Source organism: Bordetella ansorpii (assembly GCF_900078315.1).
Taxonomy (GTDB): Bacteria; Pseudomonadota; Gammaproteobacteria; order Burkholderiales; family Burkholderiaceae_B; genus Bordetella; species Bordetella ansorpii.
Genome location: NZ_FKBS01000014.1, coordinates 610,044 through 624,635 on the forward strand (window position 1 = coordinate 610,044; position 14,592 = coordinate 624,635).

A 14,592-nucleotide genomic window follows, 5' to 3' on the forward strand; every position below is an offset into this window, starting at 1 on the left:
GCTCGGGCTACACGCCCATTGCCTTGCGCAGCCCGACCATGCGCTCCAGTGCCAGGACCGCGACCACGCCGGTCACGATCATCAGCGTGGACATGGCGGAGATCGACGGGTCGAACACTTTGCTCATGCTGTGATGCAGGTAGATGGGCAGGGGCACGGTCGCCGAATCGGCCAGCCACATCGAGATCGGAAAATCGTCGAACGAAATCATGAAGGCGAACAGCGCGCCGGCCGCCACGCCGGGCACCACCTGCGGCAGCGTCACGAACAGGAAGACCCGGGCGGGGCTGGCGCCCAGCGTCAGCGCGGCGTCTTCCAGCGAGCGGTTGACCTGTTTCAGGCTGGCCGAGACCGTGCGCACCATGTAGGGCAGCGTGATCATCAGGTGGCCGATGAACAGGTTCACCGCCGAGTCGTACATCTGCATGGTCGAGAAGAACTGCAGCAGCGCCACGCCCGTGATCAGCACCGGCAGCATCATGGGCGACAGCAGCAGCGATTCGATCATCGATGCGAAGGGCACCTTCCAGCGCGACAGCGCGTAGGCGGCCGGCAGGCCCATCAGGATCGCACTGGCGGTGGCGGCCAGCGCCAGCGCCACGCTGGTCATGAAGGCATGGCGGAACTCGCCGTTGCCCAGCACCGACTGGAACCAGCCGAACGTGAAGCCCTTGGGGGGGAACACCGCGAAGCTGGCCTCCGAGATGGACAGCGCCACCACGATGGCCAACGGCAGCACGATGAAGGCCAGGATCAGCGTGCAGAGGGCGTAGACGACCTTGCCGCCCGAACCCGTGAGCTGGTCCGTATTCATTTGGCGGCTCCCGCGGCGGAAGACATGCTGCGCACGCGGCGGTCCACCATGCGGTTGATGGCCACGTTCACCACCAGCGAAATCGACACCATCACCACGGCGATGGCGCCGCCCATCGACCAGTCGTACACGGTGGTCATCTGTTGCTCCAGCAGGTTGCCCAGCATGGCGCCGGTGCGGCCGCCGATCATGGCGGGCGTGATGTAAGACGACGCGGTCAGCGAGAACACGATGGCCAGGCCGGCGGCCAGTCCGGGCAGGCTCAGCGGAAACGTCACCAGCCGGAAGGCGCGCCACGACGATGCGCCCAGGATGCGCGCGGCGTGCGTCAGCGAGGGGTCGATGCGCGACAGCGACGAGGCGATGGGCAGGACCATCAAGGGCAGGAATACGTGCACCGACGCGATGACCACCGCCCACTCGGTGTACAGCAGCTTGATCATCACGCCCTGCACGCCCATGTCGGACAGAAACCAGTTGATCGCGCCCGTCTTGCCGTTGGCCAGCAGCACCTGCCAGCCATAGGTGCGCACCAGCACGCTGACCAGCAGCGGCATCACCACCATCAGGATGACGATGCGGCTGAAGGTGGGATGGCCGTAGGCGATGGCCATGGCCAGCGGGTAGGCCAGCGCCATCGTCAGCGCCGAGGTGATCAGCGCGATGCGCAGCGTGCGCAGGATCACCTGCTGATAGGTCGGATCGGACAGCAGGCGCTCATAGGACGTCAGGTGCAGCGGCAGGCCCATGCCGCCGCCCTGCTGCGGCGTCATCACGCTGTAGGCCAGCAGCACCAGCGAGGGCAGCACCAGGAACACGGCCAGGAACACCACCGCCGGCAGCAGCAGCGCGCCGCCGATGAAGGGGCGCCGGGATCGCGCGGGCCGGGCGGCCTGGTAGGGGATCGTGGTCGTCGCGGTCATCAGCCGGCCTCTTGCAACGCGGTGGAGGGCTCGCATGCCGGATCGGCCGTGGCCGGTTCGCACAGCAGCGAGTCGAGGTAATGAATGCTGACGCCGCCCGCGCGAAAGGCCTCGTCGGCCACGATGCGGCGGTGCAGGGCGGTGTTGACCATCACGCCGTCCACCCGCAGTTCCGCCAGCGCGGCGGCCATGCGGTCCAGGGCCTGCGCGCGGTCTCGGCCGGTGACGATCAGCTTGCCGGTCAGCGAGTCGTAGAACGACGACACGCGGGCGCCGCGGGTCAGGTGGCTGTCGAAGCGGATGCCGGGGCCGCCGGGAACGTGCAGCGCGCTGACGGTGCCCGGCGAGGGCTGGCCCGTGAAGGGCTGTTCGGCATTGATGCGGCACTCGATGGCATGGCCCGAGAAGGCCACGTCCGCCTGCGTGTAGCCCAGCGGCTCGCCGCGCGCCACGCGGATCTGGTCGGCGATCAGATCGCGGCCGGTGATGGCTTCCGTCACGGGATGCTCTACCTGCATGCGCGTGTTCATCTCGATGAAGGCGAAGGTGCCGTCCTCGTACAGGAATTCGAAGGTGCCCAGGCCGCGGTAGTCCATGCCCAGGCAGGCGCGCACGCAGAGTTCTCCCAGTTGCCGGATGGCCGCGCGCGGCACGCCGGGGGCGGGCGCCTCTTCCACCAGCTTCTGGTGGCGGCGCTGCACCGAGCAGTCGCGCTCGCCCAGCCACACCGCCTGGCCGTGCGCGTCGCACAGCACCTGGATCTCGATGTGGCGCGGGTGTTCCAGGAAGCGCTCCATGTACACGTCGGGATTGTTGAACGCCGCGCGCGCTTCCTCGCGCGTGGCGGACAGCAGGTCGGCCAGTTGCGTATGCGAGCGCACCACGCGCATGCCGCGTCCGCCGCCGCCGCCCGCGGCCTTGATGATCAGCGGGTAGCCCACGATCAGGCCCAGTTCGTGGCAGGCGGCCATGTCCTCGGGCAGCGCCATGTCGCTGCCGGGCACGCAGGGCACGCCGTGCGCGCGCATGGCCTGCTTGGCGCGGATCTTGTCGCCCATCATGCGGATGCAGGCGGGCGAGGGGCCGATGAACGTCAGCCCCGCGTCGGCCACGGCTTGCGCGAAGTCCGCGTTCTCGGACAGGAAGCCATAGCCCGGATGGATGGCCTGCGCGCCCGTTGCGCGCGCCGCCAGCAGCAGCGCGCCGCTATCCAGGTAACTTTGGCGGGCCGGTCCCGGTCCGATGCAGACGGCCGTGTCGGCCAGGTCCAGATAGGCCATGCCGCGATCGGCCTCGGCGTACACCGCCACGGTCTTCAGGTTCAGCCTGCGGCACGCGCGGATGATCCGCAGCGCGACTTCTCCGCGATTGGCGATGAGTACGGTGCCGAACGTCATGGCCTGCGCCCTCAGTCCGCCAGCTCGGTGAAGGGCACGATCTGGCCGCCGCCTTTCTCCACGGTCTCGCGCACCATCTTGGCGATGGCCACGGCCCCCGGCGTGTCGCTGTGCACCAGGATGCTCTTGGCGTCGACCTTGATGCGCTTGCCCGACAGCGTGGCGATGGTGCTGTCGTGCATGAACTGCGACACGCGCGCCTGCACTTCCTCCAGGTCGGTGATCAGGGCCTTGGGGTGCTTGCGGGTGATCAGCGTGCCGTCCTCGTCGTAGTTGCGGTCGGCGAAGATCTTGCCCACGGTGCGCATGCCCAGTTTCCTGGCGTGGTCCAGGCCGGGCGAATTCACGGCGCCCGAGAACATCAGCTCCTTGTCGAAGGCGTTGAACACGTCCAGGATCAGGTTGATGTATTCGGGGTTCTCCTTGGCCATGCCGCCCATCGCGCCATGCGTGTTGGCATGGGTCACCTTGTAGCCCGCCACCTTGGCGATGGCGGCCAGTGCGCCCAGTTGGTAGAGCGCATGCTTCTGCATGTCGCGCGGGTTGATGTCCATGGCCACGCGGCCGAAGCCCAGCAGGTCGGGCAGGCCGACGTGCGCGCCGATGGCCACGTTGTTGGCCTTTGCCAGCTCTACCGTGCGGGTCATGATGACCGCGTCGCCGGCATGGAAGCCACACGCCACGTTGGCCGAGGAAATGATCTTCATCAGCTCGGCGTCTTCACCGCCCTTCCAGCGGCCGAAGCCTTCGCCCAGGTCGGAATTCAAGTCGATCTTCATCGTCTGCGTCCTTTCAGTGATTGAGGTGCCAGGTGTTCAGGCGGGAATGAAAGTGAAGAGGGGACGGCCCACGTCGACCAGCGCGCCGGGCTCGGCCAGCAGGCTGCCGATGGCGCCTGGCGCCGGCGCCGTCACGGGCTGGCGGATCAAGCCCACGGCCACGAAGGCGATCACTTCGTCCTTCTCGTAGCGGGCGGCGGCATCGGGCGCGTCACGCAGCAGCAGGCAGCCGACAGCGGGCGATGTCACCGTAAGCGGGGCCGCTGCGGGGGCCGGAGCCTCGCAGGCGCCGGCTTCGCGCTTGAAGTGCCAGCGCAAGCCGTCGGCCCGCAGGAAGACTTCCGAGAGTTGCTGGTCGTCCATCAGCCGGCCGAAGGCCGTCAGCGTCGTCATGTCCATGGCGTTCAACCCTTGATCGGCACGCGGCAATGGGCGGCCGTGTCGCGCAGCCCGGCCAGGTAGCTTTCCAGTTCGGCCTGCGCTGCGCGGGCCTCGTCCAGGCCGCACATCTGGAAGCGCAGCTTCGTGCCCGGCGGCGATTGCGCGATGCGCCACAGGTCGGCGTCGATCACGAAACCGATCTTGGGATAGCCGCCCGCCGAGTTGCCGTCGGCCAGCTGGATGATGGGCTGCCCCGACGGCGGCACCTGCACCACGCCGGGCACGATGGGATGCGAGCGCATCTCGCGCACCGCGGTGCGTTCCAGCACGGGCCCGGACAGGCGGTAGCCCATGCGGTCGCTCTGCGCGCTGACGCGCCAGACGGCGTCCGTGAACGCGGCCTGCGAGGCTGGGGTGAACATGCCGTACTCGGCCGCCCGCATGACGCGCAGCGTCATCACGCCGTCGGCATCTTCGTTGGCCCGAGGCGCCAGGGCCTGCTCGGGTGGGCTCGCGCCGTAGCCGGCAGGCAGCCGGGCGCTGTTGCGCCGCGCGCCGATGGGCAGGCTGTCGCCCTTCTGCAGGGCTCGGCCCCGATGGCCGCCGAAGCCGTAGCGCAAGGCCGTCGACCGCGAGCCCAGCACGGCGGGCACGTCCACGCCGCCTTGCACGGCCACATAGCAGCGCGCGCCCTGGATGGGCGGCGACAACACCAGTTCATCGCCGGCGCGCACGTCGCGCACCCACCATGCGGGCACGGGGACGCCGTTCAGGCGCGCCCGGCAGTCGGCCCCGGTCAGCGCCACCAGCGTGTCCCGCGTGAATCGCAGGGCGGCCGGGTACATCTGGAACTCCAGCACGGCATCGTCCGCGGCATTGCCCAGCAGCGCGTTGGCGCCGGTGGCGGCCAGCGGGTCCAGGGCGCCCGAGCGCGCGATGCCCAGGCCGCGCAGGCCGGGCCTGCCGGTGTCCTGCACGCTGTTCAGGGGCGCGGTCTTGATGATCTCGATCATGACGGTTCGATCCGTGCGATGCGGAAGCGGACGCGGTCGCCCATCGCCAGCAGATTGACGCCTTCCCGCGCCAGGTCGAAGGGTTCGGGCACCTCGGGCGAATGGCCGATGGAATGCCAGCCCGTGGGACCGGCCTTCGGGCCGTCCGCGCGGCGGGGAGCGCCCAGGTTCGACTGCGCACCGCCGATCGACACCAGGCCGCCGATGGCGCGCATTTCGGGTACCTTGCGGCGCGGCGTGAACAGGCGTTGATCCAGCCCGAACAGATACCCGAAACCGGGCCCGGTGCCGGGCGCGAACACTACGTACTCGGGCGCGGCGTGCAGGCGGGCGATCTCCTCGGGCGTCAGGCCGTGGTGGCTGCACACGAACGGCATGTCCACGCCCATTTCGCCGCCATAGATCACCGGCACTTCCAGCACCTTGCCCGCGCGCGGCGTGGCCGGCGTCTCGCGCCAGCGCGCCAGCAGTTCGCGCGGCGCGCGTTCGGGATCCATCGACGCGATGTCGTACATGACCAGCAGGCTGTTCATGCCGGGCTGCACGTCCACCACATCCGACTGGCCGCGCAGGGCGTCCGCCAGCGCCCAGATACGCAACTGCGTCTGCATCGACAGCGCGCCCTCCGCGTCCAGCAGCACGGCGGCGGTGCCGCACAGGCTGGCGCGCGGCTCGTCCAGGATCACCACGCCTTCGCTCATCACGCGGCCTCCGTGCCGGCGGGGGCGATGGTGAACAGGCGGTCGCCGTAGGCGATCTCCTGGCCGCTTTCGACGTGGATGGCGCTGAGGATGCCGGCCAGCGGCGAGGCCATCGGCGAGAACAGCTTCATGGCCTCGATCAGGCACAGTTCCTGGCCTTCCTGCACGGGAACGCCCAGCGTGACGAAGGGCGCGGCGCCCGGCGCGGATTGCAGGTGGACGATGCCGCTCATCTCCGCGGTCACCGTTTGGGCGCGCGGGACCTCGGCGGCGGGCGTCTGCGGCGCGGCGGATGGCGGCGGCTCGGCATGCGTCATCGGGCGCGGGGATGCGGAGGCGGGCTGGGCGCCGCCGGGTTGCGCGCGTTTCAGGCGCACCTGGAAAGCGCCGTCGGCGATCTCGATCTCGTCGAACTGGCAGGCGCGCATCTTCTCGCTCAACGATTCGATCAGCTGCACGTAGCGGGAGTGATCCGGATTCATGGTGTCTGCGGGAGGAGGCGAGGGGGTCAGGCCAGCCGTGCGACGGCGGCGGCGATGCGGTCGGCGGCGGCCATCAGGCGCGATTCCGAGGTCGCCACGGACAGGCGGATGTACGGCGACAGGCCATAGGCGGCGCCATTGACCACGGCGACGCGGGCCGTTTCCAGCAGGAAGTCGGTCACGTCCTTGTCCGATTCCAGCGTCGTGCCGTCCGGCGTTTTCCTGCCGATCAGGCGCTTGCAGTTCACGTACAGGTAGAAGGCGCCCTCGGGCGATTCGCAGCTCAATCCGGCGATGGCGTTGATGCGTTCCAGCATCGCATCGCGGCGCTTCTGGAACACCTGCGAGCGTTCGGCCAGGAAGTCCTGCGTGCCCGTCAGCGCGATCACCGCGCCCGCCTGGGCGAACGAGCAGATGCTGCCGATGGTCTGCGACTGCACCAGGCGCATGGCGTCGATCAGCGGCGCGGGGCCGCCCACGAAGCCGATGCGCCAGCCCGTCATCGCATAGCCCTTCGACACGCCGTTCAGGGTCAGCACGCGCGGCGCCAGATCCGGCGCCACCTTGGCCAGGCTGTGGAACCGCCGGCCATCGAAGATGATGTGCTCGTAGATCTCGTCCATCATGACGAGCACCTGCGGAAACTCGCGCAGGACCTCGGCCAGGCCCAGCAGTTCACTTTCCGAGTACACCGCGCCGCTGGGGTTGTTGGGCGAGTTGACGATCAGCCAGCGCGAACGCGGGGTGATGGCGCGGCGCAGGGCCGCGGGCGTCAGCTTGTACCGGGTTTCCTCGGTGCAGGGGACGACCACGCTGACGCCGCCGGCCAGCCGCGTCATGTCGCTGTACGACACCCAGTGCGGGGCCGGCACGATGACTTCCTCGCCGTCGTCCAGCGTGGCCGCCAGCGCCATGTATACCGCGCTCTTGGCCCCGGGCGTGGCTAGGACTTCGTTCATCGCGAATTCCAGGCCGTTGTCCCGACGGAATTTCTCGATGATCGCCTTCTTCAATTGAAGGGTGCCGCCGACGCCGGTGTAATGCGTCTGGCCATTATTCAATGCGTCGATCGCCGCCTTGATGATGTGTTCCGGCGTGTCGAAATCCGGTTCTCCCGCGGCCAGGCTGATCACGTCGATGCCCTGCGCGATCAGTTCGCGAGCGCGCTGCGAGGCGCGTTCCGACGCCGACGCGCCTACCGATGCCAAACGATCCGATGCGTACTTCATGGCTGGTTCCATTCCCCGTTTTGCTGAAGTCGGTCAGGATCTGAAAACCCGCCCGGGCTGGGCCTTTCGGGCCAGTCGGGAATTCGATCCGTTGCGAAAAAGTCTATAGACGGGGTGTCGGGCGGGATAGCCGAGCGGGGTGCGCCGACGGAGGCCGGACAAGGCTGCGCGGCACCATCGCATGGCCCGCCGCATGCACTGCGGCAAGGCATGCACCCGGTCTTGCACCATCGGGCCGCAAGCAGGAAATCAAGCGGTGCGCGTCAAAAAGCCGTGCGAATCAAAATCGTGCGAGATAATCGATTCGCGTTGTTTTTGAAATAAATTGTAAATACGCACGACCCATAGATTTATGGAATGCGTCGTGCGCGATTCCCGTTTCCGTCAAGGAATAACCGGAAAATCCGGCGCGGCGAATACCCCGCCGGATAATCGGGCAAGGCATGGAATATTGCCGCGCGAAGCGCCATGCATGGGCTCCGCGGGCATGAAAAAGGGCACGCGATCGCGTGCCCTTCCGGGGTAAGCCCGCCGCGATGCGCCGTGCTTACTTGGTTTTGGCCTTGGAGGCGTTCTCCAGCAAGGCGTTCACCTCGGGGACGGTCTCCAGGAAGGTCTGCACGAAGGCTTCCACGCCGTCCTTGCCGATGCCGCCATAGGCATTGATGTCCATCTCCAGCGTGGGCTGGTTGTTGCCGTCCACATACATACGGCCCCAGCGGTTGTTGCTGTTCCAGTCGTTGATGATCTTGTACGGCGGCGGCGAGACCGAATCGAACACCGCCTGCAGCATCACGTTCTCGCACGCGTCGTCCACGTCGCATTCGTTGAAGCGCGCATACAGCTCGCGCGCGCCGCTGGCGCCCGGGGTGATGTTCAGTTCGGGTTCGCCGTGCTGGTCGGTGCGGTGTTCGAGTTCGAAGCCCGCCGATTCGATCAGCGAGCCGATGGTGGCCTGGTCGAGCGAGTGCAGCATCGTGGCATCGGCCTGGGGCGAGCTGTCCGGATCCACGCCGTCGGGCATGTCCGGCTCCGTGTCGCCCGCCGCGCCGACCGCGTCGGCCAGCAGCGCGTCCAGCGGGATTTCCTGGCCGTTCAGCGTGGCCTTGGCGCCGTCGTAGACGAAGTCGGTCACGACATTGTCGCCATCGACGCGCGCGACGTTCATCATCATCGCCATGCCCAGCGCCGACTGCAACTGGTCGTTGGCCTGGGCGGCTGCCTGTTCGGGCGTGGCGCCCGCGGTGGCCACGAACGTGCGGGCCAGCAGGTCCTGGGCCATCGGCTTGTTGATGGCGGCATGCGCCTGCATCGACTTGATCGCCTGGCGCACCAGGTCCTGGACCGGCGCGTCAGTGTCCTTCAGCGGCTGCAACGCCAGCGAATAGGTGATGCGGGCCTCGCCCTTGTCGGTTTTCCACAGGATGGGGTCGATCGCCAGGGTGGGGCTGGCCACCAGCACGTCCCGCACGTCGTTGGCGACGCGCTTCATCAGCGCTTCCGACGTCTTGGGATCGGGGGCGGCCGGCTGCGGCGCGGCCGGCTGCGGGTCGGCCGCGCCGGTGGATTCGGCCATCATCGCGCTGACCAGGTCGCTGTAGGTCTTGGCCAGCTTCTCGGAGGCCTTGCCGTCCAGGTTGGCCAGCTTGATGACGGCCTGGCCGCCGCCCATGTCGGTGGTGCCCAGGCGGAACTTGCCGACGCTGTAGGCAGCCTCGCCGTTCAGCAGCTTGTCGTCTTCGTTGATGACCAGCTTGTAGCCCAGGTCGTCCAGGCTCATCGGATACTGCTTGCCCTGCAGTTCGACGCGCTTGACCTGCATGTTGGTGTTGCCCACGGACATGCCGAACTTGCCCATGTGCGTGTCCAGGTCCATGGACATGCCGCTGATGGCGACCTTGTCGACCTGCTCGTCCTTCGGATTCGTGGCCACCAGCGAATCGGATTTGAACGAGCCTTTGATCGCCTGGCTCTCGCGCTTGTACGCGGCTTGCATCGTGGCGCCGCTGAACTCCAGCGTCAGCCCGTCCTGCGTGCTCTTGATGGGCGCCAGGCCGCCGGTGCCGGTGCTGTCGCCGCTGTAGTGGATGACCGTGTCGCTCCACAGCGGCGCCTTGCCGTTGGTCAGCGCGAAAAAGGGTTTAAGGGCTTCGGTCTGGGCCACTTCGGCATGGACGAAGGCGGCATTGGGCAGGATGTGGCCCCGCGCCAGCGCGCCGCCGGGGAACGGGCCGTGCTGCACGGTGGCGTCGAATTCGAGCATGCCCGGTTCGATGGCGAACGCCTTGTCGCCCGTGATGGCCGCGGGAGCGGACATGACCAGGCCGTAGCGCACCTTGGTGGAGAAGAAGCCGCGCTCGTAGCTGACCTGGCGCAGCTCGACCTTGTAGGGCGCCGGCAGGGCCTTTGCCATCTGGTCGTTGACTTCCTTCACGCGGGCGGGCGCCTCGGCCTCGATCCGCTTGCCGGTGTACCACGTGGCGCCCAGCCAGGCGACTCCACCCACGACGACTACACCAGCGACGATCGCCACACCTTTCTTCATCTTTTTACGCTCGGTCGGTTATTGATGAGACGGCTGCGCGGACGGAGAGTCGGCCGGCGCAGCCTGCGGGCTTTTGAGCCCGCGGCGAGTATACCGGCGGGGTCGTAAGCGAATCTCGCGGCGCCGTTACCAGCATTGTCAAAATGCAAGCGAGGCTTCTTTTAGGGTTAACAGGCCCTACAGGTCATCCAGGGGATAGATCGGGCGGCGCACGTGCTCGTACTTCACCTGACCGTAATCCGAGGTGGTGACGCCCATGCCGGTGCATTCGATCACCTGCGTGGCCATGTCGGCGAAACCGGCGCGCCAGTGCACGCGGCTCTTCAGGGCGACGTAGCGTTTCTGCAGCGGGTCGATGCCCGCCGACAGCAGGCAGTTCACGTCGAAGGGTTCCTGGTGGCGCGACACGATCACGATCTCGACGCGGCCCGTGTCCAGCACCACGGTCAGGCCGGTATCGTTGCGCACGCCGCGGTACATGGGGCCGCGGTTCAGGTACACGCCGTCGAACACCAGCTTGACGCGGCCGGTCAGCGTCAATGGCCGGTTCTGCTGCCGCAGGGCGGGCATGGGCACCTTGCCGCCCAGTTCCAGCGTGATGTCGTGGCCCACGCCGGCGCCGGCCGCCAGCAGCGCCGCCTGCGGATCGCAAATGGCGTAGAAGGCGACGTTCTCCAGTTCCTGGCGCAGGATCTCGGCCAGCACGGCCGTGGTGTCCATGGTGCCGCCCGAACCGGTGTTGTCGTAGTGGTCCAGCAGGATCACCGGGCCGTCGGCCAGCGCCTTGGCGCGCGCGATGGCCGGCTCCAGCGGCTCGGAATGGAACACCCACTGCGCGCGGTGCCGCCAGGCGGTGTCCAGCAGCTCGTCGCGATGGCGCTGCGCCTCGGCCAGGTCGGCATCCGTACAGACCACGGCGGACAGGCCCGCCTCGCGGATGTCCGCGTGCGGAAAGCCGGTGAACACCGATGCGGCGATCACGCCCTGCGCCTCCAGCGCCTTGCAGCGTTCCTGCAGCGACTTGTTGGGGTCGGCATGGGTGCCCTGGCACATGATGTGCGGCAGCATGGGCTTGTTGCCCCAGGCCATCACCGGACGGATCTCGCCGCGCAGCGTGCGTGCGATGGCATCCGCCGCGCGCACGCCGGCTTCGCGGATGTCCACGTGCGGATAGGTATGGAAGCCGGTGATCACCGTGGCGTGGCGCACGATGTCGTCGTACATATTGGCGTGCATGTCCAGCGTCACGCCCACGGGCGTGGCGGGATCGATCCGGCGCAGCCGGGCGAGCAGCGTGCCTTCGGCATCTTCCACGCCCTCGGCCACCATGGCGCCGTGCAGGTCCAGCAGGATGGCGTCGAAGCCGCCGCGCCGCACTTCGTCCAGGATCAGGCCGCACAGGCGCTCGTAGGTGGCGCGGCCGGTGGGCGCGCTGGGCCAGGACTCGGCCGCCACCGGCACGACGATCTCGGCGCCTTCGCGGCGCGCGATCTCGATGTAGCCGCCCAGGCCGCTGTCGGTGCCTTCATAGGCGCGGATGGCGCGCTCGCCGGACAGTATCTCGGGGTTGCCGCGGAAGAACCGTTCCAGCGGGGTGGGCACGGGCGAGAACGTGTTCGTCTCGTGCTTGATCATTGCCAACAGCCAACGCATCGCATGCTCCCTGTCGAATGACGCGAAGAACGGGCACAGGCCCGTCCGCGAGGTGCTTCGTGCTGGATAGCGCCCGAGGTCAGGCGCTATCCGGCGCGCAGCGGCCGGAAATTGCGGAAATCCCAATCGCGCCCCGGAGCAGCCTCGAGCAGGGCGCGGGTGTAGTCATGCCGTGGCGACACCAGCACCGCCTGCGCGGGACCGGTCTCGACCACGCGGCCTTGCAGCATCACGGCGATGGTGTCGCAGACCTGCGCGGCCACGCGCAGGTCGTGCGTGATGAAGAGCACGCTGATGCCGGTGCGCTGGCGCACCGCTTCCAGCAGGTCCAGCACCTGGGCCTGCACGGACACGTCCAGCGCCGAGACGGCCTCGTCGGCCACCAGCACCTGCGGCTCCATCACCAGCGCGCGCGCGATGCACAGGCGCTGGCGCTGGCCGCCCGAGAACTGGTGCGGATAGCGCCGCATGGCGTCCGGCCCGATGCCGACCACGCCCAGCATGTCCGCCGCGCGGGCCTGCGCCTGGCCGCGCGGCATGCCGAAATTCAGCAGCCCTTCGATCAGCGAATCGCCCACGGTGCGGCGCGGATTGAGCGAGCGGTAGGGGTCCTGGAAGACGATCTGCACGCGCTTGCGCATCGGCCGCAGTGCCGCGCCGGACAGGCGGGCCAGGTCGGCGCCGTCCATCAGCAGGCTGCCGTGCGTGGGCTCGATCAGCCGGGCGACGCAGCGCGCCACCGTGGACTTGCCGGAGCCCGATTCGCCGACCAGGCCCAGGATTTCGCCGCGCCGCAGCGTCAGGTCGACGTCCTTGGCGGCCACGACGCGGCGCGCGTTCATCGACAGCAGGCGCGACGAGGAATAAGTGCGGCCCAGGCCGCGCACCTGCAGCACGACCTCGCCCTCCGGGGCGGCGCGCGGCGCGGGCGCCAGGCTGGGCACGGACGACACCAGCCGGCGCGTGTAATGGTGCGCCGGCCGCGCCAGGATGTCGTCGCGCGTGCCGGTCTCGATCATCTGGCCGCGGTTCACCACGGCGATGCGGTCAGCGATCTCGGCCACCACGCCGAAGTCGTGCGTGATGAACAGCACCGCGGTACCGTGCTTGCGCTGCAACTCGCGGATCAGCGCCAGGATATGCCGCTGCGTGGTCACGTCCAGCGCCGTGGTGGGTTCGTCGGCAATCAGGAGCGCGGGCTCCAGGATCAGCGCCATCGCGATGACGATGCGCTGGCGCTGGCCACCCGACAGCTCGTGCGGATAGGCGTCGTAGATGCGTTCGGGATCGGGCAGGTGCACCGAGCGGAACATCTCCAGCACGCGCGCACGCCGTTCGCCACGGGCCATGCGTCGATGCAGCCGCAGCACTTCATCGACCTGCCGGCCGACGCGGTGCACCGGGTTCAAGGCGGTCATGGGTTCCTGGAACACCATGGCCATGCGGGTGGCGCGCCATTCGCGCAGGCGCCGCGGGCTGGCGGCCAGCACATCCTCGTCCTGCAACAGGATGGCGCCGCCTGTCGCGGCCAGCGCGCCCTTGGGCAGCAGCCCCATCACGGCCAGCGCCATGACCGATTTGCCGGAGCCCGACTCGCCGACCACGCAGACCGTTTCGCCCGCGTGCACGTCCAGGCTCAGGTTGCGCACCACCTGCGCGTCTGCGCCGGTGGCCTGCACGGTCAGGCCGCGCAGCGCCAGGACGGGCGCACTCGTCCTGGCGGCGATGGCGTTGCCGGCGTGGCGTGCGGGCGGGGATGGCGCTGACGCCAGGCCGGGGACGCCGCGCGCGGGCAGGCGCCGCGGGTCGAAGGCATCGCGCAGCGCATCGCCCAGGATGTTGATGCTCAGGACCGTCAGCGACAGGAACAGCCCTGGAAACAGGATCAGGCCCGGCAGCAGGCGGAAGAACATGCGGCCTTCGGACATGATGTTGCCCCAGGACGCGATCTCGGGCGGCACGCCCGCGCCCAGGAAACCGAGGATGGCCTCGGTCAGCATGGCCGAGGCGAATACATAGGTGGCCTGCACCGTCAGCGGCGCCACCGTGCCGGGCAGCAGATGCCGCCACACCAACTGCGGCAGCGGCGTGCCCAGCGCCAGCGCGGCTTCGACGTAGGGTTCGCCGCGCACGCTCAGGATCTGGCCGCGCACCAGCCGCACCACGCGGGGAATCTCGGGCAGCGTGATGGCGAACAGCACCGTGCCCAGGCTGGCGCCGGACACCGACACCAGCGCGATGGCCAGCAGGATGCCGGGAATCGCCATCAGGGCGTCCATCACGCGCATGATGGGGCCGTCCAGCCAGCGGAACCAGCCCGCCAGCACACCCAGCGCCAGGCCTGCCGCCGTGCTGGCCAGCGCCGCGCCCAGGCCGGCCGCCAGCGACACGCGGGCGCCGTACGCCACGCGCGACCACACGTCGCGGCCGAAGGCATCGGTGCCGAACAGGAACTCGCCGAACGGCGGTTTCAGGCGCGAGCCCGGTGCGATGGCGGTGGGATCCACCGTGCCCAGCCAGGGCGCGAACAGCGCCATCAGCGCCATCAGCGTCAGCACGGCCAGCGCCAGCAGCACCGGCACGCTGCGCAGTTCGCGGCGTACGCGCCGCCAGGCGCCGGCCTCGGCGGGCAGGGGCGCGGGCAGTGCGGCGGCGGTGTCGTTGGGCGGGGCCAT

At 68.7% G+C, this 14,592-nt stretch carries 12 protein-coding genes and 1 pseudogene; all 13 read right to left on the reverse strand.

Annotated features, from left to right (window positions below; all coding sequences use genetic code 11):
• Positions 1-7 precede the first annotated feature (7 nt).
• Positions 8-814, reverse strand: a complete 807-nt coding sequence (locus A7W11_RS10480) for an ABC transporter permease (protein ID WP_066411353.1) — start codon at positions 812-814, stop codon at positions 8-10.
• Positions 811-1,737: an ABC transporter permease gene (locus tag A7W11_RS10485; protein WP_066411356.1), complete on the reverse strand. Its 927-nt coding sequence runs from the start codon at positions 1,735-1,737 to the stop codon at positions 811-813. The genes A7W11_RS10480 and A7W11_RS10485 overlap by 4 nt, the downstream gene beginning before the upstream one ends.
• Positions 1,737-3,134: an acetyl-CoA carboxylase biotin carboxylase subunit gene (locus tag A7W11_RS10490; RefSeq protein ID WP_066411366.1), complete on the reverse strand. Its 1,398-nt coding sequence runs from the start codon at positions 3,132-3,134 to the stop codon at positions 1,737-1,739. The genes A7W11_RS10485 and A7W11_RS10490 overlap by 1 nt, the downstream gene beginning before the upstream one ends.
• Before the next feature lie 11 nt (positions 3,135-3,145).
• Complete coding sequence (locus A7W11_RS10495; RefSeq protein WP_066411368.1) at positions 3,146-3,913, reverse strand: LamB/YcsF family protein; 768 nt, start codon at positions 3,911-3,913, stop codon at positions 3,146-3,148.
• 36 nt (positions 3,914-3,949) lie between these two features.
• A complete protein-coding gene (locus A7W11_RS10500; RefSeq protein ID WP_066411371.1) occupies positions 3,950-4,312 on the reverse strand; it encodes a dihydrolipoyllysine-residue succinyltransferase component of 2-oxoglutarate dehydrogenase complex in 363 nt (120 codons plus the stop codon).
• A gap of 5 nt (positions 4,313-4,317) precedes the next feature.
• A complete protein-coding gene (locus A7W11_RS10505; RefSeq protein WP_066411374.1) occupies positions 4,318-5,307 on the reverse strand; it encodes a 5-oxoprolinase subunit C family protein in 990 nt (329 codons plus the stop codon).
• Positions 5,304-6,008 (reverse strand): 5-oxoprolinase subunit B family protein, encoded by a 705-nt coding sequence (locus tag A7W11_RS10510; RefSeq protein ID WP_066411377.1) that lies wholly within the window; start codon positions 6,006-6,008, stop codon positions 5,304-5,306. The genes A7W11_RS10505 and A7W11_RS10510 overlap by 4 nt, the downstream gene beginning before the upstream one ends.
• On the reverse strand, positions 6,008-6,490 hold the full coding sequence (locus A7W11_RS10515; protein ID WP_066411379.1) for an acetyl-CoA carboxylase biotin carboxyl carrier protein: 483 nt from the start codon (positions 6,488-6,490) through the stop codon (positions 6,008-6,010). The genes A7W11_RS10510 and A7W11_RS10515 overlap by 1 nt, the downstream gene beginning before the upstream one ends.
• A gap of 26 nt (positions 6,491-6,516) precedes the next feature.
• Positions 6,517-7,719, reverse strand: a complete 1,203-nt coding sequence (locus A7W11_RS10520) for a pyridoxal phosphate-dependent aminotransferase (protein ID WP_066411381.1) — start codon at positions 7,717-7,719, stop codon at positions 6,517-6,519.
• 547 nt (positions 7,720-8,266) lie between these two features.
• The gene (locus A7W11_RS10525; RefSeq protein ID WP_066411383.1) at positions 8,267-10,264 is read right to left on the reverse strand and encodes a DUF945 family protein; all 1,998 of its coding nucleotides are present in this window, start codon (positions 10,262-10,264) and stop codon (positions 8,267-8,269) included.
• 177 nt (positions 10,265-10,441) lie between these two features.
• The gene (locus A7W11_RS10530; protein WP_066411386.1) at positions 10,442-11,917 is read right to left on the reverse strand and encodes a M81 family metallopeptidase; all 1,476 of its coding nucleotides are present in this window, start codon (positions 11,915-11,917) and stop codon (positions 10,442-10,444) included.
• 86 nt (positions 11,918-12,003) lie between these two features.
• Positions 12,004-13,689, reverse strand: a complete 1,686-nt coding sequence (locus tag A7W11_RS10535; RefSeq protein WP_412778725.1) for an ABC transporter ATP-binding protein — start codon at positions 13,687-13,689, stop codon at positions 12,004-12,006.
• A 36-nt stretch (positions 13,690-13,725) separates the two neighbouring features.
• A pseudogene (locus tag A7W11_RS28990) lies at positions 13,726-14,592 on the reverse strand (ABC transporter permease); the annotation flags it as partial.

Coding starts and splice junctions, on each gene's coding strand:
- A7W11_RS10485 (WP_066411356.1), bottom strand. CDS start 1,737: ATGACCGCGACGACCACGATCCCCTACCAGGCCGCCCGGCCCGCGCGA.
- A7W11_RS10490 (WP_066411366.1), bottom strand. CDS start 3,134: ATGACGTTCGGCACCGTACTCATCGCCAATCGCGGAGAAGTCGCGCTG.
- A7W11_RS10480 (WP_066411353.1), bottom strand. CDS start 814: ATGAATACGGACCAGCTCACGGGTTCGGGCGGCAAGGTCGTCTACGCC.
- A7W11_RS10500 (WP_066411371.1), bottom strand. CDS start 4,312: ATGGACATGACGACGCTGACGGCCTTCGGCCGGCTGATGGACGACCAG.
- A7W11_RS10495 (WP_066411368.1), bottom strand. CDS start 3,913: ATGAAGATCGACTTGAATTCCGACCTGGGCGAAGGCTTCGGCCGCTGG.
- A7W11_RS10530 (WP_066411386.1), bottom strand. CDS start 11,917: ATGCGTTGGCTGTTGGCAATGATCAAGCACGAGACGAACACGTTCTCG.
- A7W11_RS10525 (WP_066411383.1), bottom strand. CDS start 10,264: ATGAAGAAAGGTGTGGCGATCGTCGCTGGTGTAGTCGTCGTGGGTGGA.
- A7W11_RS10520 (WP_066411381.1), bottom strand. CDS start 7,719: ATGAAGTACGCATCGGATCGTTTGGCATCGGTAGGCGCGTCGGCGTCG.
- A7W11_RS10515 (WP_066411379.1), bottom strand. CDS start 6,490: ATGAATCCGGATCACTCCCGCTACGTGCAGCTGATCGAATCGTTGAGC.
- A7W11_RS10510 (WP_066411377.1), bottom strand. CDS start 6,008: ATGAGCGAAGGCGTGGTGATCCTGGACGAGCCGCGCGCCAGCCTGTGC.
- A7W11_RS10505 (WP_066411374.1), bottom strand. CDS start 5,307: ATGATCGAGATCATCAAGACCGCGCCCCTGAACAGCGTGCAGGACACC.